This is a genomic window from Paracoccus pantotrophus, from assembly GCF_008824185.1.
Lineage (GTDB): Bacteria > Pseudomonadota > Alphaproteobacteria > Rhodobacterales > Rhodobacteraceae > Paracoccus > Paracoccus pantotrophus.
This window is the reverse complement of record NZ_CP044423.1, coordinates 752,979-773,099: the sequence shown is the minus strand read 5'-3', so window position 1 is coordinate 773,099 and position 20,121 is coordinate 752,979. Positions and strand designations below refer to the sequence as shown.

Annotated in this window: 18 protein-coding genes and 1 tRNA gene; 10 read left to right on the top strand and 9 right to left on the bottom strand. The window is 68.2% G+C overall.

The features are described 5' to 3' along the window. The first annotated feature begins 1 nt into the window (after position 1). From ESD82_RS03650 to ESD82_RS03620, 8 genes are read left to right on the top strand one after another with little or no spacing between them, the layout of a single operon-like run. Positions 2–2,647: a DNA methyltransferase gene (locus tag ESD82_RS03650; RefSeq protein WP_147428971.1), complete on the top strand. Its 2,646-nt coding sequence runs from the start codon at positions 2–4 to the stop codon at positions 2,645–2,647. Next, positions 2,644–3,063 carry a hypothetical protein gene (locus tag ESD82_RS03645; RefSeq protein WP_147428972.1) on the top strand — a complete coding sequence of 140 codons (420 nt, stop codon included), beginning with the start codon at positions 2,644–2,646 and terminating at the stop codon, positions 3,061–3,063. Before ESD82_RS03650 ends, ESD82_RS03645 begins: the two co-directional genes overlap by 4 nt. After that, positions 3,060–3,401, top strand: coding sequence for a hypothetical protein (locus ESD82_RS03640; protein WP_147428973.1), 342 nt, complete (start codon positions 3,060–3,062; stop codon positions 3,399–3,401). The genes ESD82_RS03645 and ESD82_RS03640 overlap by 4 nt, the downstream gene beginning before the upstream one ends. Beyond that, the gene (locus ESD82_RS21705; RefSeq protein WP_167521691.1) at positions 3,398–3,556 is read left to right on the top strand and encodes a hypothetical protein; all 159 of its coding nucleotides are present in this window, start codon (positions 3,398–3,400) and stop codon (positions 3,554–3,556) included. Before ESD82_RS03640 ends, ESD82_RS21705 begins: the two co-directional genes overlap by 4 nt. After that, the gene (locus tag ESD82_RS03635; RefSeq protein ID WP_147428974.1) at positions 3,553–5,727 is read left to right on the top strand and encodes a DNA cytosine methyltransferase; all 2,175 of its coding nucleotides are present in this window, start codon (positions 3,553–3,555) and stop codon (positions 5,725–5,727) included. The genes ESD82_RS21705 and ESD82_RS03635 overlap by 4 nt, the downstream gene beginning before the upstream one ends. After that, positions 5,727–6,074: a hypothetical protein gene (locus tag ESD82_RS03630; RefSeq protein WP_147428975.1), complete on the top strand. Its 348-nt coding sequence runs from the start codon at positions 5,727–5,729 to the stop codon at positions 6,072–6,074. Before ESD82_RS03635 ends, ESD82_RS03630 begins: the two co-directional genes overlap by 1 nt. After that, on the top strand, positions 6,067–6,339 hold the full coding sequence (locus ESD82_RS03625) for a helix-turn-helix transcriptional regulator (RefSeq protein WP_208852025.1): 273 nt from the start codon (positions 6,067–6,069) through the stop codon (positions 6,337–6,339). The genes ESD82_RS03630 and ESD82_RS03625 overlap by 8 nt, the downstream gene beginning before the upstream one ends. Next, the gene (locus ESD82_RS03620) at positions 6,329–7,474 is read left to right on the top strand and encodes a tyrosine-type recombinase/integrase (protein WP_139294015.1); all 1,146 of its coding nucleotides are present in this window, start codon (positions 6,329–6,331) and stop codon (positions 7,472–7,474) included. Before ESD82_RS03625 ends, ESD82_RS03620 begins: the two co-directional genes overlap by 11 nt. Before the next feature lie 3 nt (positions 7,475–7,477). Here ESD82_RS03620 and ESD82_RS03615 read toward each other — a convergent pair. Continuing rightward, a tRNA-Val gene (locus ESD82_RS03615) sits at positions 7,478–7,552 on the bottom strand. 168 nt (positions 7,553–7,720) lie between these two features. Further along, complete coding sequence (locus tag ESD82_RS03610) at positions 7,721–8,587, bottom strand: NAD(P)-dependent oxidoreductase (RefSeq protein ID WP_024844463.1); 867 nt, start codon at positions 8,585–8,587, stop codon at positions 7,721–7,723. Positions 8,588–8,715: 128 nt separating this feature from the next. Here ESD82_RS03610 and ESD82_RS03605 point away from each other — a divergent pair, with 128 nt between their 5' ends. Further along, positions 8,716–11,172: a penicillin acylase family protein gene (locus ESD82_RS03605; protein ID WP_147428976.1), complete on the top strand. Its 2,457-nt coding sequence runs from the start codon at positions 8,716–8,718 to the stop codon at positions 11,170–11,172. 63 nt (positions 11,173–11,235) lie between these two features. Then, a complete protein-coding gene (locus ESD82_RS03600) occupies positions 11,236–12,183 on the top strand; it encodes a nucleoside hydrolase (RefSeq protein WP_024844461.1) in 948 nt (315 codons plus the stop codon). A gap of 31 nt (positions 12,184–12,214) precedes the next feature. Here the strand turns inward: ESD82_RS03600 and ESD82_RS03595 are convergent, their stop codons facing one another. From ESD82_RS03595 to frr, 7 genes are all read right to left on the bottom strand, one after another. After that, positions 12,215–12,994 (bottom strand): OmpH family outer membrane protein, encoded by a 780-nt coding sequence (locus ESD82_RS03595; RefSeq protein WP_024844460.1) that lies wholly within the window; start codon positions 12,992–12,994, stop codon positions 12,215–12,217. Further along, on the bottom strand, positions 12,994–15,324 hold the full coding sequence (bamA, locus tag ESD82_RS03590; RefSeq protein ID WP_024844459.1) for an outer membrane protein assembly factor BamA: 2,331 nt from the start codon (positions 15,322–15,324) through the stop codon (positions 12,994–12,996). Before bamA ends, ESD82_RS03595 begins: the two co-directional genes overlap by 1 nt. 103 nt (positions 15,325–15,427) lie before the next feature. After that, on the bottom strand, positions 15,428–16,753 hold the full coding sequence (gene rseP, locus ESD82_RS03585; protein ID WP_147428977.1) for an RIP metalloprotease RseP: 1,326 nt from the start codon (positions 16,751–16,753) through the stop codon (positions 15,428–15,430). Beyond that, positions 16,750–17,922 carry a 1-deoxy-D-xylulose-5-phosphate reductoisomerase gene (dxr, locus tag ESD82_RS03580; protein WP_147428978.1) on the bottom strand — a complete coding sequence of 391 codons (1,173 nt, stop codon included), beginning with the start codon at positions 17,920–17,922 and terminating at the stop codon, positions 16,750–16,752. The genes rseP and dxr overlap by 4 nt, the downstream gene beginning before the upstream one ends. A gap of 4 nt (positions 17,923–17,926) precedes the next feature. Continuing rightward, complete coding sequence (locus ESD82_RS03575) at positions 17,927–18,781, bottom strand: phosphatidate cytidylyltransferase (protein WP_147428979.1); 855 nt, start codon at positions 18,779–18,781, stop codon at positions 17,927–17,929. Then, on the bottom strand, positions 18,778–19,512 hold the full coding sequence (gene uppS, locus ESD82_RS03570) for a polyprenyl diphosphate synthase (RefSeq protein WP_024844455.1): 735 nt from the start codon (positions 19,510–19,512) through the stop codon (positions 18,778–18,780). Before uppS ends, ESD82_RS03575 begins: the two co-directional genes overlap by 4 nt. A gap of 5 nt (positions 19,513–19,517) precedes the next feature. Further along, the gene (gene frr / locus ESD82_RS03565) at positions 19,518–20,081 is read right to left on the bottom strand and encodes a ribosome recycling factor (protein WP_147428980.1); all 564 of its coding nucleotides are present in this window, start codon (positions 20,079–20,081) and stop codon (positions 19,518–19,520) included. Positions 20,082–20,121 lie beyond the last annotated feature (40 nt).

Here is a 20,121-nt window from a genome sequence, read left to right as displayed (position 1 = left end):
GATGAGACAGCAGCCCTCCTATGACGAGTTTCTGCGCGCCAAGGCCGCCATCGCGCCACGTTTTGGCGGCATGCAGGTGGATGAGGCGACGCTGAACCCGGCGCTGAAACCCCATACCCGCCGCATGGTGAGCTGGGGCCTGCAGGGTGGCCGTCGCGCCTGGTTCGCCAACTTCGGCCTGCACAAGACCGCGACGCAGCTGGAGGCGATGCGCGTTCTGACCGAGACGACGGGCCAGCCGACGCTGATCACCGCCCCGCTCGGGGTCCGCCGCGAGTTCATGCGCGAGGCGCAGGAGCGGTTCCGTGGCAGCTATGCCGTGGACCTGAAATTCATCCGCGACACCGACAAGGTGGACGGCCCGGGCATCTACCTGACCAATTACGAATCGGTGCGCGAGGGCAAGGTCGCCCCCGATCCGTTCATCGGCGTCAGCCTCGACGAGGCGGCGATCCTGCGCGGGTTCGGCGGCACCAAGACCTTCCGCGAGTTCATGGCGCTCTTTGCCGGCGACGACCGGCGCGACCAGTCGAACAGGGTCAAGACCGCCGGCGTGCCGTATCGCTTCGTTGCCACCGCCACGCCCAGCCCGAACGATTATATCGAGTTGCTGTCCTATGCCGGCTTCCTCGACGTGATGGATATCGGCCAGGCCAAGACCCGGTTCTTCAAACGCAACTCGGAAAAGGCCGACCAGCTGACCCTGATGCAGCACAAGGAACGCGAGTTCTGGCTGTGGGTCGCATCCTGGGCGCTGTTCGTCACCAAGCCCAGCGATCTGGACCCGTCGTTTTCGGACGAGGGCTATGACCTGCCGCCGCTCGACGTGCGCTGGCACGAGCTGCCGGTCGATCACCTGGCCGGCTCCGCCATCGAGAAGAGCGGCCAGAAGCGCATGTTCAAGGACGCGACGGCGGACCTCTCGGCCGCGGCGCGCGAAAAGCGCGAGAGCCTGCCGGCGCGGGTCGAGAAGATGATGGAGATCCGGGCCGAGGACCCGGCCGCGCACCGGATCATCTGGCACGACCTCGAGGCCGAGCGCGCGGCGCTGGAGAAGGCGATCCCGACCATCGCCACCGTGTATGGTTCGCAAGACCTCGATCAGCGCGAGGAGCTGATCGGCGATTTCGCCGACGGCCGGGTGCGGGAACTGGGCGCCAAGCCGGTGATGCTCGGCTCGGGCACCAACCTGCAGCGGCATTGCGCCTGGTCGGTGTTCCTCGGGATCGGCTTCAAGTTCAACGATTTTATCCAGGCAGTCCACCGCCTGCGGCGCTTCGGCCAGACCGCGGACAGCGTGCGGCTCGACCTGATCTACACCGAGGCCGAGCGCGAGGTGCGCCGCAGCCTCGAGCGCAAATGGCGTCAGCACGAGGAGATGGTGAGCAAGATGATCGACATCATCAAGGAATTCGGCCTGTCCGAGGTCGCGATGCAGCAGGCGCTTGTCCGCGCCCTGGGCGTCGAGCGAGTCGAGGCCTCGGGCCCCGACTATCGCTGCGTGCACAACGATTGCGTGGCCGAGACCCGCAGCATGGCTGACGCCTCGGTGCAGCTGATCGTCACGTCGATCCCGTTCAGCACCCAATACGAATACAGCCCGAACTATGCGGATTTCGGCCATACCGACGACGATCCGCATTTCTGGCAGCAGATGGGGTTCCTGATCCCCGAGCTGCTGCGCGTGCTGGAGCCGGGCCGGATCTGCGCGATCCACGTCAAGGACCGGATCATCCCCGGCGGTATCAACGGCTTCGGCTTCCAGACCCTCTCGACCCTGCACATGGATTGCGTGCACGAGTTCCAGCGCCACGGCTGGGCCTATCTCGGCATGAAGACCATCACGACGGACGTGGTGCGCGAGAACAAGCAGACCCATCGCCTGGGCTGGTCGGAACAGTGCAAGGACGGCAGCCGCATGGGCTGCGGCGTGCCGGAATACCTGCTGATCTTCCGCCGGCCGCCCAGCGACACCAGCAACGGCTACGCCGACCGGCCGGTGAAGAAGGCCAAGAAGGAATGGGACCCGGAAGCCAAGGACTGGCGCAACGAGGGCGGCTATAGCCGCGCCCGCTGGCAGATCGATGCCCACGGCTACATGCGGTCGAACGGCGACCGGACCCTGCTGCCCGAGGAACTGGAGGGGCTGGACGCCGACCAGGTCTACAAGGTCTGGAAAGCCTACAACCTCCAGCAGGTTTACGATTTCGAGCATCACGTCCGGATAGGCGAGGCGCTGGAGAAGAAGGGCCGGCTGCCGCCGACCTTCATGCTGCTGCCGCCGCACAGCGCACATCCCGACGTGTGGACCGATGTCGCGCGCATGATGACCATCAACGCCGAGCAGGCGCGCAAGGGCAACGAGATGCACCTGTGCCCGCTGCAATACGACATCGTCGACCGGGCCATCGCGCAATACACCGAGCCGGGCGAGTGGGTCTACGACCCGTTCGGCGGGCTCATGACCGTGCCTTTCCGCGCCGTGAAGCTCGGGCGCAAGGGCATCGGGGTCGAACTGAACAAGGGCTATTGGCTCGACGGCTGCAAATACGTCGAGGCCGCCTCGCGCGAGGCCGGCATGCCCAGCCTCTTCGACCTCCTTGATGCCGATCAACCCGAAAACCAGAAGCTGCGGAGGACCGCATGAAAACCATCGAACAACTGACCGCCCCCGAGACCGCCTGGTATTCCTCGAATGACGATGAGGTCTGGGCCGGTGGGCCTTATGCCACCCGCGATGAGGCTGAAGCAGAGGCCAAAGCCTGTGGGCATCGGCTGATCATGCAGGCTGCGAAAGTGCCGGTCCGCGTGTCGCAGCATTTCGATCAGGGCGAGTTCTTCGAGGCGGCCGAGGAAAGCCTGTATGACCTCTGCAACGAAGATGGCGATCCGATCCTGTATTTCGATCCAGCGGTCAACCTCGATCTGCAGGCCCGCGTCCGGGCTGCGATCGACGAATGGCAGGTTGCCCATCAGCTGTCCCCGATGCCGTGGCGGTTCAGCGGCAGCGATAAGCCCGAGATCGCAGCCTGGGCGAAAGCCGCGGAAGGCGGTGACGCATGACCAGCCCCATCGTATCCGTCGAGATCGGCCGCAGCACCTGGCAGGGACCGGCCGAGGAGGCGCCGCGGCGAGCGCGGCTGGCGCAACATCCGCATTGGGCGGTGACCGTCGAAACGGGCGGCGAGCAGATCGTCAGGATCGAGACCGAATGCTACGGGGGTAGAGAACTGTCCGCAGCCGACGAAGATGCTGTAAGGACCGCTGTCCGGCATCTTCTGGCATTCGTTGGCGATCGCAGCGCCGAGATGGCCGAGTGCGCCGCGTTCAGCGCGGGGTATGAGGCTGGCGAACGTGACGGCCTCTCGCGGCAGCCCGAGGCGCAGGAGCCCGACCGATGACTGATCGCTGGATCAAGCAACCCGGCCCAGGCCAGTTCCGCGGCGAGGGCGAATGGGTCGAATACCTCGGCACCGACGATGAATGGGAATGGCTGCGCGGCACGGGGTTTTTGCCTACTGCCGAGGGCGAGAAGCCGGGGGAGGATCGGACATGACCTTCCAACCGCACTTCCCCCTGATCATCGACAGCTTCGCCGGCGGCGGCGGCGCCTCGGCCGGGATCGAGATGGCCCTTGGCCGGTCGCCCGACGTGGCCATCAACCATTCCGAGAAGGCGCTGGCGCTGCACGCGGCCAATCACCCCGAGACACTGCATCTGGACAGCAATATCTGGGACGTGGACCCGCTCAGCGTCACCAAGGGCCGGCATGTCGGCCTGCTTTGGGCCAGCCCGGACTGCAAGCATTTCTCGAAGGCCAAGGGCGGCGCGCCCCGCGACCGCAATATCCGCGACCTGGCATGGGTCGTGGTCAAATGGGCCGAGGACGCCAAGCCCGACGTGATCTGCATGGAGAACGTCGAGGAGTTCGTGACCTGGGGGCCGCTCGACAATGATGGCCAGCCGATCAAGGAACTGGCTGGCGTCACCTTCGACCTCTGGCTGAAGCGGCTGCGGAAGGCCGGATACAAGGTCCAGTGGAAGGAGTTGCGCGCCTGCGACTATGGCGCCCCGACGATCCGCAAGCGCTGGTTCCTGATTGCGCGCCGCGACGGCCGCCCCATCGTCTGGCCGAAGCCCACGCACGGCGACCCGAAGTCGAAAGAGGTTCGCAAGGGCAAGCTGCTGCCTTGGGTCGGCGCGCATACCTGCATCGACTGGTCCCTGCCGTGCCCCAGCATCTTCGACACCGGGCCCGAGATCATGGCCAAGCACGGCCTGCGTGCCGTCAGGCCGCTGGCGAAGAACACGCTGGCACGCGTGGCGCGCGGCATGGGGCGTTACGTGATCGAGGCGGAATCGCCGTTCTTGGTCAACCTCAAGGGGACGGATCGGCGGGACCGGCCAGTAGACGCGCCGCATCCGACCGTCCTTGCCGGCGGCGGGCATAGCGCGCTTGTCGTTCCCAGCATTGTCGGCTGCGGCGGCCGGGCCGGCCAAAGCAGGCCGCGCGGCGGGGATGAGCCTTTCGCGACGGTGACCGCCAAGGCCGACGCCTGCATCGCGACGGCCACGCTGGCGCCCAGCATCCAGCGTTTCAACGGCGGCGCGACCGGCCAGGACCTGCGCGACCCCATGGCAACGGTCACGGCCAACAGTTGGATCAAGAAACCGGGCGGCGCCGCGCCACTGGGGATGCTGGCGCCTTATCTGGCCACGATGCGCAATAGCCAAAAGCCATGGCAGCGCGCAAACGAGCCGACCCACACAATCACGGCCGGCGGCGCCGGCTTGACGCTCACCGCCCCCTATCTGGCCAGTATCGCGCACGGCGACAGTGGCGGGCGGCGGGAATACCCGCTGGCCGATCCCCTCGGCACCGTCACGGTCGGCGGCATCCAGCACGCCCTGATCGCCCCAGTGCTGACCTATGCCCAGCAGGGCGGCGGCAACCGGCCGGCAACCGATCCGCACCACACGATCTGCGCCAGCAAGAAAGACCAGAACAGCCTGATCGCCGCGACCATGGTGCATGTCGGCAATGGTGAGCGAGCCGGGCAGAAGCCCCGGGCGCTGGATGTCTGCGCGCCGTTGAACACGGTGGTTGCGGGCGGGGTGAAGCACTATCCCGTTGCGGCTTTCCTCGCGCAGCAGAACGGCGGGCCGCGCATGGATGCGCACGCTGGCCACGATTTGCGCGACCCAATCAGCACCATCGCGGCCTCGGGCAGCCATCAGACGCCGGTCGCAGCGTTCTTCGCCAAATACTACGGCACCGGCGACGGCGCGCGGACGGACGAGCCGATGCACACCATCACAGTCAAAGACCGGATGGCGCACATGCAGGCCGCGCTGGCCGCGCCGCCCTTCGCGCCCGAGCATCATGCCCGCGCCCGCCAGGTGGCCGAGTTCCTGCGCGAGCACGGCGCCTGGGACGGCGGCGAGTTCGTCACGCTGGAGGTCGAGGGCACGTCCTATGTCGTGATCGACATCGGCATGCGGATGCTGACCCCGCGCGAGCTGTTCCGCGCCCAGGGCTTCCCCGACGACTATGTGATCGAGGGCGTCTGGCACCAGGACGAGGACGGCGAGTGGCGCTGGCAGGCCTTCGCCAAGGACGTGCAGGTCTCGTGTTGCGGCAACAGCGTTTGCCCGCCCATCGCCGCCGCAATCGTCGGCGCGAACTGCCAGCACATTGCAATCGAAGAAGAGAGGAGGATGGCGTGATGCCGAAGAAAACCCCACTTACCCCGCGACTGAAGGACGCGCTGGAGGAAAGCCGATTGGCGTTCATCGAGAAGTTTGGCCGCGAACCTGGGCCGGATGACCCGATTCTGTTCGACCCCGACGCAGATACCCCGCAACCCATGGATGAGGATGTGCTGACGAAGATGATGGTCAATGCCTTTCGACAGGCGGGCCTTCCTGAGGAACTGATCTATGCCTTTGAGAAAACCGGTTACATCGTCACGAAGGAAAACCAGCACCTGATCCCCGTGGAAGGGCTGTTCGCACATAACGCAGCCGTGGCCGAATACAGGAGGCAGCACAAGAAAGGGCCGAAAGGTGGGTAAGCACCAGCACATCCAGCCCTCGACAATGCCCGAGCGCGCCAACCTGGAGCCTCGCATCATAGCCTATGTCGGCTCCAGGACGCTTTGCGAGATGCTCGATATCAGCGAGAGCACGCTGTGGGAGTGGGTGCGCAAAGGCCACCTGCCCCGGCCGGTGAAAATCGGGGTTTCCTCGCGATGGAAATGGGCGGAAGTTGAGAAGCGGATCGCCCCCGAGGATCAGGGCGATGACGATCCGATCTTGAGGGCGAGCCGTGGCGGCTGAACTGAGGCTTGAAAAATACGTGCAGCGCAAGGTTCGCGCCGGCCGGGAGTTCTTCTATTTCAGGGTGGTGCGTAACGGCAAAGAGGAGCGGGCGCCGCTGCCGCACCCGTTCTCGGCCGAATACCGCGCCGCATATGACGATGCGCACCGCAAGGTGTTTGGTGCGGCACCTGGCGAGGCCGAAAGTCCGACAGGCATCGCCGCCATGATTCGCCAGCACCGGGACAGCGAGCGGTATAAGACGCTGCCCAGACAGTCCAAGGCGATGCGCGATTTGGCGCTGGCGCTGATGGAAGCGCGCTGGGGCAGCTTCGAGGCCGGGGCGATCCGGCCGATCCATGTGCAGGCGCTCTATGACAGCCTCGCGGATCGACCGGCCACGGCCAACCGTCGACTGGACGATATCAGCGCTGTTTTTGCATGGAGCAAGCCGCGCGGCTTTGTCGATGCCAACCCGTGCAGCGGGATCGATCGCGTGCAGAGCGAGGGGGCTTATGAGCCCTGGCCGGAGGATGCGCTGCAAACGCTGATCGGAAAGGGTAAGCGGGAGATCGTCAAGGTCGCCCTGGTCGCCATCTACACCGGCCAGCGGCGCGGCGACGTGGTGCTGCGCCTGAGCGACAGCCGGATTGACGGCGGGACCTGGTATCTCCAGCAGGGCAAGACCCGCAGCGCTACGCCGATTCCGCTGCACCCGGTGGTGCTGTCGATCCTGGACATGGAGCGTGCCGGGCGCCGAAAGGCCGGCGTCGTGGATCCGCGCCGCCCGCTGCTGACCAACTCGCGCGGCCGGCCGTGGACGAGCAGCGGCTTCGGAGCTTCATGGCGAACCGAACTGATTCGCCTTAAGCTGAGACCGGATCGAAAGGACAAATATGAGGAGGGGGCGTTCGCACCGACCTTCCACGGCCTGCGGCACACGAACGCGACCCAGATCGCCAATGCCGTGGCCAGGAACCCCGAGGTGTTCGGCGGCATCCAGCGGGTGAAATCGATGCTGGGCCACCTGTCCGAGAAGATGGCGAAGCACTACGCGCGCCGGGCCGAGGTCGAGCATATGAACGCCGAAACCCTGCTGCTGATCCCCGAGATCGGCAGCACGCCGGCATGGATCGGGGAGCAGGATGAGGCGTGAAAATGGTGGGGCGGGAGGGGATCGAACCCCCGACCAACACGGTGTAAACGTGTCGCTCTACCGCTGAGCTACCGCCCCGATTGGGAACACGGCTTGCAGAATTGGGAACAAGCCGTGATTTTGCCTTTAGTTTCCCGGCGCTTCGCGGTCAAGCGTCTCAGTGTAAACGAGACGCTCTACCAACTGAGCTAACCGCCCCCGTGCCGGCTGATAGCGCGATCCCGGCGCCCTTGGCAAGCACGGGCGTCACCGGCGCAGCCGCGCAATCAGCGACGAGGTGTCCCAGCGCCCGCCGCCCATGGCCTGCACCTCCTTGTAGAACTGGTCGACCAGCGCCGTCACCGGCAGGCTCGCCCCGGTCTCGTCGGCGGTGGCCAGGCAGATGCCCAGATCCTTGCGCATCCAGTCCACCGCGAAACCAAAGTCGAAACGGTTCTCGGCCATGGTCTGATGGCGGTTCGCCATCTGCCAGCTGCCGGCGGCGCCCTGGCTGATGACCTCGACCACCTCGGCGATCGACAGCCCGGCCTTCTCGGCGAAATGCAGCGATTCCGACAGGCCCTGCACCAGCCCGGCGATGGCGATCTGGTTGCACATCTTGGCCAGCTGCCCCGCACCCGAGGGGCCCATGAGCTTGCAGATCTTGGCATAGGCGGCGATCACCGGCTCGGCCTGGGCGTAATCGGCGGGGGTGCCGCCGCACATCACCGAAAGCTGGCCGTTCTCGGCTCCCGCCTGCCCGCCCGAGACCGGCGCATCGACGAAGCCCAGCCCGGCCTCGGTGGCGACGGCGGAAAGCTCGCGCGTGACCGCGGCCGAGACCGTGGTGTGATCGACGAAGACCGCGCCCTTCCCCATGCCGGCAAAGGCGCCGGCCTCGCCCAGGCAGACCTGGCGCAGGTCGTCGTCATTGCCGACGCAGGCCATGACGAATTCGGCGCCCTCGGCCGCCTCGCGCGCGGTGACGGCCACGCGGCCCCTGTGGGCTGCGGCCCAGGTCTCGGCCTTGGCGGGGCTGCGGTTCCAGACCGTCACCTCATGCCCCGCGGCGGCCAGGTGGCCTGCCATGGGAAAGCCCATCACCCCAAGTCCCAGAAATGCCACGCGCGCCATCGGTTTCTTCCTTTCCCGTCGAAAAGGCGCGTTGATCCGGCCCGCGCCCTGCCCTATTCACCCCATGAATTTCATCACCCGGCGCGGGGGTCAACCTCTCGTGCCCAAGCTCGGGACCGTGCCTTTTCATGGTGACACTTTTCCGCTGGCTTGTGCGCCTGACGGTCGGGCTGATCCTGCTGACCATCGCGCTGGTGGCGCTGGCCTGGTATTTCGCCATCCGCTCGCTGCCCGATTACGACGGCACCTATACGGTCGAGGGCATCTCGGCCCCGGTCGAGATCGTGCGCACGACCGAGGACGTGCCGCATATCTTCGGCCAAAGCGACCGCGACATGTTCTTCGCGCTCGGCCTTGCCCATGCCCAGGACCGGCTGTTCCAGATGACCGTGCTGCGCCGGGCGGCGCAGGGCCGGCTGGCCGAGATCTATGGCATGGGCGCGCTGCCCGCCGACGACCTGGCGCGGCGGCTGGGGCTTTACCGCAACGCCCGCGCCTCGCTGCAGGCCCAGGATCCCGAGGTGCTGGAGGCGCTGCAGGCCTATGCCGAGGGCGTCAATGCCTGGATCGAACAGGTCAACCTGGGCGCGCGCGGGCGCGGGGCGCCGGAGTTCTTCCTGTATCCCGACGACATCGCCTATTGGGAGCCGGCGGATTCGCTGGCGATCCTGAAGCTGCTGGCGGCATCCTCGACCGTGCAGATGCGCCGCGAGGTGCTGCGGGCCCGGCTGTCGCTGGCCGCGCCCGAACGCGGGCAGGATCTGGTCGCCATGCCCGGCGAGCCACCGCTGCCCGGCTATGCCTCGCTTTTCCCAGGCGCGCGCTTCGCCGCGCCGGACCGCGGCGCCGGACCGCGGGACTGGACGGCGACGCTGGCCGGCTACCTGGCACCGGCAGCGGGAGCCTCGGCCAACGGCTTTGCCGCCGCGGCGGGGCGCACGGCGGCGGGGGGCGCGCTTCTGGCCAACGATCCGCAATTCGCCCTGACCGCGCCGGGCCTGTGGTACCTGGCACGGATCGAGCTTCAATCGGGCGGGGTGATCGGCGGCACCATTCCCGGCATTCCCGCGATCCTCTCGGGGCGCAATCCCGGCCTGGCCTGGGGCATCACCCCGGCCTGGGTCGACGACCAGGATCTGTATATCGAAGAGGTCCAGCCCGGCGATCCCAACCGCTATCGCGGCGCGAACGGCTGGACCGAGTTCACCACCCGGCGCGAGACGCTGCGCATCCGCGGCGCTGATCCGCAGACCATCACCCTGCGCGAGACCGAGAACGGCCCGGTCATCCCCGCCGCGCATCTGGACCTTGCCACCATCCTGCCCGCCGGCCATGTCGCGGCGCTGTCCTGGACCGGCGGCCATGGCGAGGACCGCAGCATGTCGGCGCTGATCGGCCTGATGCGGGCGCAGGACCGCCGGGCGGCGGCCCAGGCGCTGCGCGGGATGGTCGCCCCGGCCCTGACCGTGACGCTGGCCGATGCGCAGGGCGTGGGTCAGGTTCTGGCCGGCGCCCTGCCGCATCGTCCGGCCGGGCACCAGACGGCGGGCCGCATGCCGACGCCGGGCTGGGTCGTGCAGAACCGCTGGCAGGGGATCGGCCCCGCGCCCGCCGAACGGGCCGAGCTGAGCCCCGAAAGCGGCATCGTCGCCGCGACCGGGGCGGCCGAGACGGGCTGGGCCGGGCTTGGCCACGACCGGGCCGACGGCTACCGGCTGGGCCGGCTGCGCCACCTGATCGAATCGCGCGAGGTGCATTCGCGAGACAGCTTCATCGCCGCACAGACCGACATCGTCAGCCCGGTGGCCCGCGGCCTGCTGCCGTTGGTCGGGGCCGAACTATGGTTCACCGGCGAACCCGCAGCCCAGGGCACGCCCGAGCGGCTGCGCCAGGACGCACTGGCGCTTCTGGCCAATTGGGACGGCGCGATGAGCGAGCATCTGCCCGAGCCGCTGATCTATGCCGCCTGGATGCGGGCCTTGCAGGACCGGCTGGTGCGCGACGACCTCGGCCCGCTGGCGCAGGATCTGACCGAGCTTTTCCCGGTTTTCATCGACCGGGTATTCCGCGACACGGGCGGCGCCTCGGAATGGTGCGACATCCGCCAGTCCGCCCCGGTCGAGACCTGCACCCAGATCGCCCGGCAGGCGCTGGACGCGGCGCTGCTGGAGCTGGTGGCGCGCTTTGGCCCCGACCTTGCCAGCTGGCGCTGGGGTGACCTGCACCGCGCCCGCCATGTCCACCCGGCGCTGGGGGACATGCGCGGCATCTCCTACATCGTGAACCTGATCCAGCCGACTTCGGGCGGCAGTTCCACCATCGCCCAGGCCGGGTTCCTCGGCCATGGCCGCAATCCCTGGCTCAACGTGACCGGGGCCGCCTATCGCGGGGTCTACGACCTGGCCGATCCCGACAGTTCGGTGTTCATCATCTCGACCGGGCAGTCGGGCCATCCCTTCTCGCGCCATTACGACGACATGGCCGAGCTGTGGCGGCGCGGCGAATATGTGGTCATGTCGCTGGACCCGGCCCTGGCGCGGGCGGCGGCGGCGGGCATCACCCACCTGCGGCCTGCCGGCAACTAGAGGGCTTGCATCCCGCGCCCGGCCGGGCTTCCCTGCATCCCGCAACGCAGCGAAGGACAGCCCATGGCGCGCAAGATCATCATCGACACCGATCCCGGCCAGGACGACGCCGTGGCGATCCTGCTGGCGCTCGCCAGCCCCGAAATCGAGGTGCTGGGGCTAAGCGTGGTCGCGGGCAACGTGCCCTTGCACCACACCCAGCGCAATGCCCGGATGATCTGCGAGCTGGCCGGCCGGCCCGACCTTCCGGTCCATGCCGGCTGCGACGCGCCCTTGCAGCGCAAGCTGATCACGGCCGAGCATGTGCATGGCAAGACCGGGCTCGACGGCGTCACCCTGCCCGAGCCGGCCATGCCGCTCGCCCCCGGCCATGCCGTCGATTTCCTGATCGAGACGTTGCGCCGCGAAAAACCGGGCAGCGTGACGCTGGTGCCCATCGGCCCGCTGACCAATATCGCCACCGCCTTCCGGCGCGCGCCCGACATCGTCCCGCGCGTGCAGGAGATCGTGCTGATGGGCGGCGCCTATTTCGAGGTCGGCAACATCACCCCCACGGCCGAGTTCAACATCCATGTCGATCCCGAGGCGGCGAAGATCGTCTTTGCCAGCGGCGCGCCGCTGACGGTGATGCCGCTGGACGTGACGCATCGCGCCCTGACCAGTCGCGCCTGGGTCGAGGGCATGCGCGCCATGGGCCGCATCGGCCAGGCCGTCGCCAGCTGGACCGATTTCTTCGAACGCTACGACCGCGAGAAATACGGCAGCCAGGGCGCGCCGCTGCACGATCCCTGCACCATCGCCTGGCTGCTGAAGCCCGAACTGTTCACCGGCCGCTACATCAATGTCGAGATCGAGACCCAGGGCGAATACACCCTGGGCATGACTGTCGCCGACTGGTGGCGGGTCAGCGGGCGGACGCCCAACGCCACCTTCATCCGCGATGTCGATGCCGATGCCTTTTTCGCGCTGCTGACGGAACGGATCGGCGATCTGGACCGCCGGTCGGGCTAGCCGCCGATCCCTCCCCCTGGGCCGAGGGGGCCTATTCCTGCGCCGGACCGGGCTGCGTCTCGCCGGGCTGGACCTCGGGCGCGGGGGATGCCCCTTCCTCCGGCGCAGGCGTCTCGACCGCCTCCTGTCCCGATGCGCCCTGCCGCGCAGCATTCCCCGCCTGCTCCGGCGCATCCGCCTGGGGCGGATCGGCCAGCGGGCCGGCTCCGATCTCGCGGTCGATGCGGTCGATCAGTTCCTCGGTGACATCAATGGATTGCGAGGCGACAAAGATCGCGCGCTGATCCAAGACCACCACCGCGCCCCTTTCGCGCATCAGCGCCGCCAGGACCGGCAGCACGGCGCGGAAGAAGGCCTGGCGCTCTTCCTCGGCCTCGGCCTGCAAGGCGCGGGGGGCGGCGTCGCGGGCGCGGCGCACCTCGACGACGCGCTTGTCGAACTCGTCCGCGCGCTTGCGGAACTCGTCGGGCGGCAGGGTCTGGCGCAGCGCCGTCAGCTCGCGCTCCTCGGCGGCAAACTGTTCGACCAGCCGCTCGTTTTCGGCCGCGATCTCGCTTCCGCGCCGCTCCAGGTCGGCCTGCACGCGCTGGCCCCAAAGCGAATGCAGATACAGCGCATCCTGATCCAGCGTCAGGACCGGCAGCACCGCCTGGCCGTTCGGGGGCGGCGTCTCGACCACGATGGGCGCCGCCTCGGGCGCCAGGGTCTCGGGCTGCTCGGAGGGCTCCGGCACGGGCTGGGCGGACGCCCCCCTGGGCGCGGCTAGCAGCGCGGCCAGGAGCAGCACCGCGATGCCGCGTCCCCAAGCCATCAGAAGCGGGTCGAGATCGTCAGGTCGAAGGACTGCTCTTCGTCATAGTCCTCTTTCTTCAGGGCCTTGGCGAAGTTGAAGCGCAGCGGCCCGATCGGCGTGGTCCAGAAGATCGAGGCGCCGACCGCGGCGCGGACCTTCATGCCGTCGTCGACCTCGACCCCGTTGGTGCCACTGGTCCGGTCCAGCCCCCAGACCGAGCCGGCATCGGCGAAAAGCCCGCCGGTGATGCCATATTCCTCGGGCAGGCCCAGCGGGAATTGCAGCTCGGTGCGCAGCGCCCAGTAATAATTGCCGCCAAGCGCATCCTCGTTCGGCGCCGCCAGGTCACGCGGGCCAAAGCCGTTCGGCTCGAAGCCGCGGATCTTGCCGTTGCCGGTAAAGCGGTTCAGGAAGCGGCTGTCCTGGTCGTCCAGCATGTGGACGGCGCCGGTCTCGAACTCGGCCAGCATGGTGACGTTCTCGCGCCAGGCGCGGCTTTCGACGCCGGCGTAAAGCGTGCTGGTGACGGATTTCACATCCCCGCCCAGCCCGGCGAAATCCTGGCTGAACCGCAGCCGATAGCTGGTCACCGGGTCCAGCCCGGCGATGCGGCTGTCATAGCTGTAGGTATAGCCGAGCGCCGAGGTGTAATAGCCGCCCTGTTCATCGAAAAGAATCTGCGACGAACCGACCAGTTCGCCATCCTCAATATGCGGCTCTTCCACATCGAACAGCGTGTCCTTGCTGAGCTTGTAGCGCAGCTCCAGCCGGCCGTTCTCCGACACCGGGAATTCCATCCCGGTCAGGAAGCCGACGGTGCGGGTGTTGTAATCCGAGTTCAGCCGGTCGGTGGTGTTATACCAGGCCTGCACCCGCGCCTTGAGATTGCGGCCCAGGAAATAGGGCTCGACGAAGGTCAGGCCCGAGCTTTGCGTGTCCGTGCCGGTCGAAAAGGCCAGGTCAACCTGCTGCCCGCGGCCCAGGAAGTTCTTTTCCGACAGCGAGATGTTGAAGCCCACCCCGGTCGAAACGCCATAGCTGACGCCGAAGTTCAGGCTGCCGGTCGGCTGCTCCTCGACGTTCACGTCGACGATCACCTGCTCGGGCGTGGAGCCCGGCCGGCTTTCCGCCTGCACATCCGAGAAATAGCCAAGCGCCCGCAGCCGCTCGGCCGAGTTGCGGATCTCGCGCGGGTTGAAGGGGTCGCCCTCGACGGTGGCGAACTGGCGGCGGATCACCTCGTCCAGGGTGGTGGTGTTGCCCTCGATGTCGATGCGCTCGACGAAGACGCGCGGGCCGCGCGTCAGGGCAAAGGTCAGGTCCAGGGTCTGGCTGCGCTCGTTGCGGGTGACGCGCGGCTCGATATTGACGAAATCCAGCCCCTTGCGCAGCGCCAGCGCCTCCATCCGGCGGATGGTGGTGTCGATATCGGTCGGGTTGTAGACCGCGCCGCGCTTGACCCGGTTCTGGGCGGCGAATTCCGCCGCATCGACGCCGGGGATCTCGCTGACGGTGTTGATGGTGCCGAAGGTATAGCGCGGGCCTTCGTGGATCTGGAAGGTGATGTAGAAGGCGTCGCGTTCGCGCGCCAGTTCCGGCGCCACCGCCTGCACGCGGAAATCGGCATAGCCGCGCGAGCGGTAGAAGTCGGTCAGAAGCTTTTCGTCCAGCGGCACCCGCTCGGGGGCGAAGGTGTCGCGGCGGATGAAGGTGCGCAGGATGCCGGCCTGCTTGGTTTGCAGCACGTTGCGCAGCCGGCGGTCGGAAAAGGCGCGGTTGCCGACGAAGCCGATACGCTCGATCTCGGTCAAGTCGCCCTCGCGGATCTCGAAGACCAGATCGACCTGGTTGCCGCCGCGGCGGATGATGCGCGGATCGACACGGGCGGCCAGGCGCCCCTGCGAGGCATAGACCTGGCTGATCGTGGCGGCATCGGCCTCGGCCTGGGCGGGGGAATAGACCCGGCGCGACTGCGACTTGACGATCTCGGCCAGGTTCTCGTCCTTGAGACGCCTGTTGCCCTCGAAGGCGACGGTGTTGATGGTGGGGTATTCCGCCACCCTGACCACCAGCGTCCCGCCCGAGGGCACCAGTTCGACCGTCTCGAACAGACCCGAGTTCTGCAGCCGCTGCATGGCGTCGTTCAGCGCCCCGGCCGAAACGTCCTGGCCGCGCGGCAGGTCCAGATAGGACAGGATCGTCGCAGGCTCGATGCGCTGGTTGCCCTCGATCCGCACATTGCTGAAGACATAGGCCGAGGCGGGGGTCGCCACCATCGCGACCGGCGCGGCCACCGCCAGCGCCGAAATCAGCGCCAGCGCGCCCTTGCCGAGTTTCCTGTCCGTCATCGCCGCCCCTCGCGAGTAATGCGTTTCCCGGCGGGTTGGCCCCGCCATATTTGCCCCGATGGATACCGCGAAGCGGGCCACACTGTCAAAAGCCTAGCGCCGTTCAGGGGCAGAAAAGATCGTTGGTGAGGCCCAGAACCATCAGCGACAGCACCGCCGCCAGCCCCAGCGCCGACAGGATGTCCATCACCCGGTCCGAGGGCCGCCGCCCTGCCACGGCCTCGTAGAGATAGAACATCAGGTGCCCGCCATCCAGCACCGGCACCGGCAGCAGGTTCAGAAAACCGATCGCCGCCGACAGCACCGCGATCCACCAGATGAAGTTGCCGCCCCCCGCCGAGGCCGCCTGCCCCGTGGTCTCGGCGATCGAGATCGCGCCGCCCAGGTTGCAGCTGCCGATCTGGCCGGTGATCATCGCCCAAAGCCCCGAGACGGACGAGGCGATGATGTCCCAGGTGCGCGCGGCGCCGATCCCCAGCGCCTCGGCAGCGCCGGCCGGCCGCGTCGCCGGCTCGAAATAGGTGCCGCCGCCGGTCACGCCGATCAGCCAGCGCCGCGTATAGCCGTCGTCGGTCGGCAGATCCTGTTCGCGCGCGGCCAGGGTATAGTCGGCTTCCCCCTCGCCCTCGCGCCAGACGCGCAGCAGGACCGGGCGGCCCTCGGCCTCGGCCACATGCGCGCGCAGTTCGTCGAAGCGCGAGACCGGCTCGCCGTCGATGGCCAGGATCACGTCGCCTGGCTTCAGCCCGGCCGCGGCCGCCGGGCTGCGCGGCGCGATGCCGATGACCAGGGGCGGCATGAGATCGGGGCCGGGCACGGTGATTTCGGCGCCCTCGCGCAGCACGGTCCAGTCATGGACGGGCCGCGCGGGCAGCTCGGCTGCCGCTGCGCCCAGATCGCGCCAGCTCGTGACCGGCCGGCCGTCCAGCGCCAGAACGCGGTCGCCGGGTTGCAGCTGCATCTCGACGCCGGGCGGCGTCGGGTGCAGCCGACCCACCCGGACCTCGTCCACCGGCAGGCCCTGCCAGATCGCCATCCCGGCGAAGACCAGGATCGACAGCGCGAAGTTGAACACCGGCCCCGCCGCCACGGTGGCGAAGCGCGCCCAGAGCGGCGCCCCGGTCAGGCTTTGGCGCGCACGGGCCGGCTCGACCCGCACCGAGCCGGCGCTGGCCGCATCGGCATCGCCCAGGAAACGGACATAGCCGCCCAGCGGGATCGCCGCCACCTGCCAGACCGTGCCGTGCCGGTCGCGGCGCGAGACCAGCCGGGGCCCGAAGCCCAGCGAAAACACCTCGGCCTTGATGCCGCAAAGCCGGCCGACGATGTAATGGCCATATTCATGCACGGTAACGATGACCGACAGCGCCACGACAAAGGCCGCCGCGGTCCACAGGAAACCACCCATCATGTCCAGAGCCAGGCTCATGCCGCCCCCTGCCATTGCGCCGCCGCCCGCCGGGCGAAACCGTCCCAATGCAGCACCTCGGCCAGCTCGCGCGGGCTTTGTCCGAAACCCGCCTCGCGCGCGGCCAGGGCCAGCGCATGCTCGACCGCCGGGGCCATGTCGGTAAAGCGGATGCGCCCGGCGATGAAATCGTCCAGCGCCTGTTCCTTGGCGGCGTTCAGCACCGCGCCGGCGGCGCCGCCGGCCTCGATCGCCTCGCGCGCCAGGCGCAGGGCGGGCCAGCGCGCCTCGTCCGGCTGGGCAAAGGTCAGGCTGCCAAGCGCCGCCAGGTCCAGCGCCGGCACCGGCAGCGGCGCGCGCGCCGGCCAGTTCAGCGCATAGCCGATGGCATGGCGCATGTCCGGCGCCCCCAGATGCGCGATCGAGCCGCCGTCGCGATGCGTGACCATGGCATGGATGATCGACTGCGGATGCACCAGCACCCGCAAACGCTCGGCGCCGATGCCAAAGAACTCATGCGCTTCAATGACTTCCAGCGCCTTGTTGAACATGCTGGCGCTGTCGATGGTGATGCGCTGGCCCATGTCCCAGTTCGGGTGCCGGCTGGCCTCGGCCACGGTGGCCTGCGCCAGCCGTTCCAGCGGCCAGTCGCGGAAGGCGCCACCCGAGGCGGTGATGGTCACATGCTCGACGGTTTCAAGGTTTTCACCCTGAAGCGCCTGGAATATCGCGGAATGTTCGGAATCGACCGGCAGAATGCGGGCGCCGGTTTGCCGCGCACGCGCCATGACCAGAGGCCCGGCAGCGACCAGGGTTTCCTTGTTGGCAAGCGCCAGCGTGCCGCTGCGGGCCAGCACTTCCAGCCCCGGCGGCAGGCCGGCGGCGCCGATGATGGCGGAAAGCGTCCAGTCGGCCGGGCGCGCGGCGGCCTCGGCCACGGCCTGCGGCCCCGCCGCGGCCTCGATGCCGCTGCCCGACAGCGCGGCACGCAGGTCGGCCAGGCATTGCGGCCAGGCGGTGACGGCGATCTCGGCCCGCAGCGCGCGGGCCATCCGGGCCAGGCGCGCGACATTGGCGCCGCCGGTCAGGGCGATGGTGCGGAACCGCTCGGGCCCGCCGGCCCGCATCAACAGATCGAACGCGCTTTCACCGACCGACCCGGTCGCGCCCAGCACCGATATGCTGCGCATTCCTTCAGCCTCCGATCACGGGTAAAAGATTGCCGATCAACAACACAAGCGCCAGCAGCAGCGCCCCCGACATGGCGTCGAACCGGTCCATGGCGCCGCCATGGCCGGGGATAAGCTCGGAACTGTCCTTGACGCCCACCCGGCGCTTGAGCCAGCTTTCGGCGATGTCGCCGAACTGCCCGGCCAAGGCGACCAGCGGCCCCAACACCAGCACCGGCCAGGGCGCCTGCCCGGCCAGCAGCAGAACCAGCGCCAGCACCAGCGCGCCCGCCCAGCCGGCGATGGTGCCGCTCCAGGTCTTCTTGGGGCTGACGGCGGGCCAGAAGCGCGGACCGCCCAGCTTGCGGCCGATGAAATAGCCCAGCACATCCGACAGCACCACGGTGCCGACGATCCAGGCCAGCGTCGGCAGGCCCATCACCTCGCGGATCACCACCAGCCCGTAGCCCGCGCCCAGGATGGCCAGGGTGAACAGCAGATAGGCCGGGCACTCGTGTTCATGCGTGCCGTGCCAGCCGGCGATCATCGGCACCAGCGCCAGCGCCATAGGCCAGTCGCCGGGCAGCACCAGCATGGCCAGCATCACCAGCCCCGACAGGATGCCAATCAGCACGGGATGGCGCGGGCTGCGGAACTCGGGGTGGCGCCAGCCGGTCAGCCGCGCCAGTTCCCACATCATCACCCCGATCACGGCCGAGACGCCCAGTCGGATCCAGAGCCCCGAGGACAGCAGGAGCAACAGCCCCAGCACCGCCAGCACCACGCCCGACAGCAGGCGCGGCCAGAGATCGGCCCATTTGTCGCGCCCGCGCTGCAAGGCGTCGCGCAGCCGGCCCGGCTGTGACCCGCCGCCGCTCATGCGCCGCCGAAGCGCCGTTCGCGCAACCCGTAACGGTCGAGGATCTCGGCCAGGTGCTCGGGCGTGAAATCCGGCCAGAGCGTCTGGGTGAACTCATATTCCGAATAGGCCGCCTGGAAGGGCAGGAAATTCGAGGTCCGGGTCTCGCCCGAGGTGCGGATCACCAAGTCGGGGTCGGGATGGCCGGCGGTGTCCAGGCAATCGGCCAGGTCGGCCTCGGTCGGCTCGGCCACCTCGCCCCGCGCGATGCGGGCGGCAAGCCGCGCCGCGGCGCGGGTCAGCTCGTCCCGGCCGCCGTAATTGATCGCCACGGTCAAGTTCAGCCGGGTATTGCCGGCGGTGCGCGCCTCGATCCCGGCCATCAGCCGCTGCAGCTTGGGCTCCAGCCGCTCGCGCCCGCCGATGAAGCGCATGCGCACGCCCTCGGCCGAAAGCCCGTCGGCCTCGCGCTCGATATAGCGGGCGAAGATGCCCATCAGGCCCAGCACCTCCTCGGTCGAGCGCTTCCAGTTCTCGGTCGAAAAGGCATAGACGGTCAGCCAGTTCACCCCCAGGTCGGGGCAGGCGCGCACGATCTGCTTGACGCGCTCGGCGCCGCGCCGATGCCCGACCAGCCGCGGCCAGCCCCGGTTCTTGGCCCAGCGGCCGTTGCCATCCATGATGATGGCGACATGCCGGGGCCGCTGGTCCCCTCCGCCGGATTTCGACAGGCTGGCTGCGGTTTCGGCCATCCGGGTCAGACCTGCATGATCTCGGCCTGCTTGGCCTCGAGCGCCTGGTCCACCGAGGCGATCATCTTGTCGGTCAATTCCTGCACGGCGGTTTCCCAGAACTTCTGGTCGTCCTCGGACATGCCCGAGGACTTGGCCTTCTTGATCTGGTCCATGCCGTCGCGGCGCACGTTGCGGATGGCGACGCGGGCGTGCTCGGCATATTGCGCGGCGACGCGGGTCAGTTCGCGCCGGCGTTCCTCGTTCAGCTCGGGGATCGGCAGCATGATGATGGTGCCGTTGAGCTGCGGGTTGATGCCCAGGCCCGATTCGCGGATCGCCTTCTCGGCCTTGCCGACCAGGCCCTTGTCCCAGATGTTGATCGTGACCAGCCGCGGCTCGGGCACGTTCACCGTGCCGATCTGGTTGATCGGCGTGGGCGAGCCATAGGCATCGACCATGATCGGCTCGACCATGCTGGCCGAGGCACGGCCGGTGCGCAGCGAGGCGAATTCATGGCGCAGGGATTCCATCGCGCCCTTCATGCGGCGTTCCAGGTCGTCGGTGTCGATCTCGATCTCGTCGGACATGCTCGGTCATGGCCTCTGTGCTGTGATTTTCGCCGCTTTT

Excerpts from the sequence above, each read along its gene's own strand:
- ESD82_RS03650 (WP_147428971.1), top strand. The coding sequence starts at position 2 with ATGAGACAGCAGCCCTCCTATGACGAGTTTCTGCGCGCCAAGGCCGCC.
- ESD82_RS03645 (WP_147428972.1), top strand. The coding sequence starts at position 2,644 with ATGAAAACCATCGAACAACTGACCGCCCCCGAGACCGCCTGGTATTCC.
- ESD82_RS03640 (WP_147428973.1), top strand. The coding sequence starts at position 3,060 with ATGACCAGCCCCATCGTATCCGTCGAGATCGGCCGCAGCACCTGGCAG.
- ESD82_RS21705 (WP_167521691.1), top strand. The coding sequence starts at position 3,398 with ATGACTGATCGCTGGATCAAGCAACCCGGCCCAGGCCAGTTCCGCGGC.
- ESD82_RS03635 (WP_147428974.1), top strand. The coding sequence starts at position 3,553 with ATGACCTTCCAACCGCACTTCCCCCTGATCATCGACAGCTTCGCCGGC.
- ESD82_RS03630 (WP_147428975.1), top strand. The coding sequence starts at position 5,727 with ATGCCGAAGAAAACCCCACTTACCCCGCGACTGAAGGACGCGCTGGAG.
- ESD82_RS03610 (WP_024844463.1), bottom strand. The coding sequence starts at position 8,587 with ATGGCGCGCGTGGCATTTCTGGGACTTGGGGTGATGGGCTTTCCCATG.
- ESD82_RS03605 (WP_147428976.1), top strand. The coding sequence starts at position 8,716 with ATGGTGACACTTTTCCGCTGGCTTGTGCGCCTGACGGTCGGGCTGATC.
- ESD82_RS03600 (WP_024844461.1), top strand. The coding sequence starts at position 11,236 with ATGGCGCGCAAGATCATCATCGACACCGATCCCGGCCAGGACGACGCC.
- ESD82_RS03595 (WP_024844460.1), bottom strand. The coding sequence starts at position 12,994 with ATGGCTTGGGGACGCGGCATCGCGGTGCTGCTCCTGGCCGCGCTGCTA.
- bamA (WP_024844459.1), bottom strand. The coding sequence starts at position 15,324 with ATGACGGACAGGAAACTCGGCAAGGGCGCGCTGGCGCTGATTTCGGCG.
- rseP (WP_147428977.1), bottom strand. The coding sequence starts at position 16,753 with ATGAGCCTGGCTCTGGACATGATGGGTGGTTTCCTGTGGACCGCGGCG.
- dxr (WP_147428978.1), bottom strand. The coding sequence starts at position 17,922 with ATGCGCAGCATATCGGTGCTGGGCGCGACCGGGTCGGTCGGTGAAAGC.
- ESD82_RS03575 (WP_147428979.1), bottom strand. The coding sequence starts at position 18,781 with ATGAGCGGCGGCGGGTCACAGCCGGGCCGGCTGCGCGACGCCTTGCAG.
- uppS (WP_024844455.1), bottom strand. The coding sequence starts at position 19,512 with ATGGCCGAAACCGCAGCCAGCCTGTCGAAATCCGGCGGAGGGGACCAG.
- frr (WP_147428980.1), bottom strand. The coding sequence starts at position 20,081 with ATGTCCGACGAGATCGAGATCGACACCGACGACCTGGAACGCCGCATG.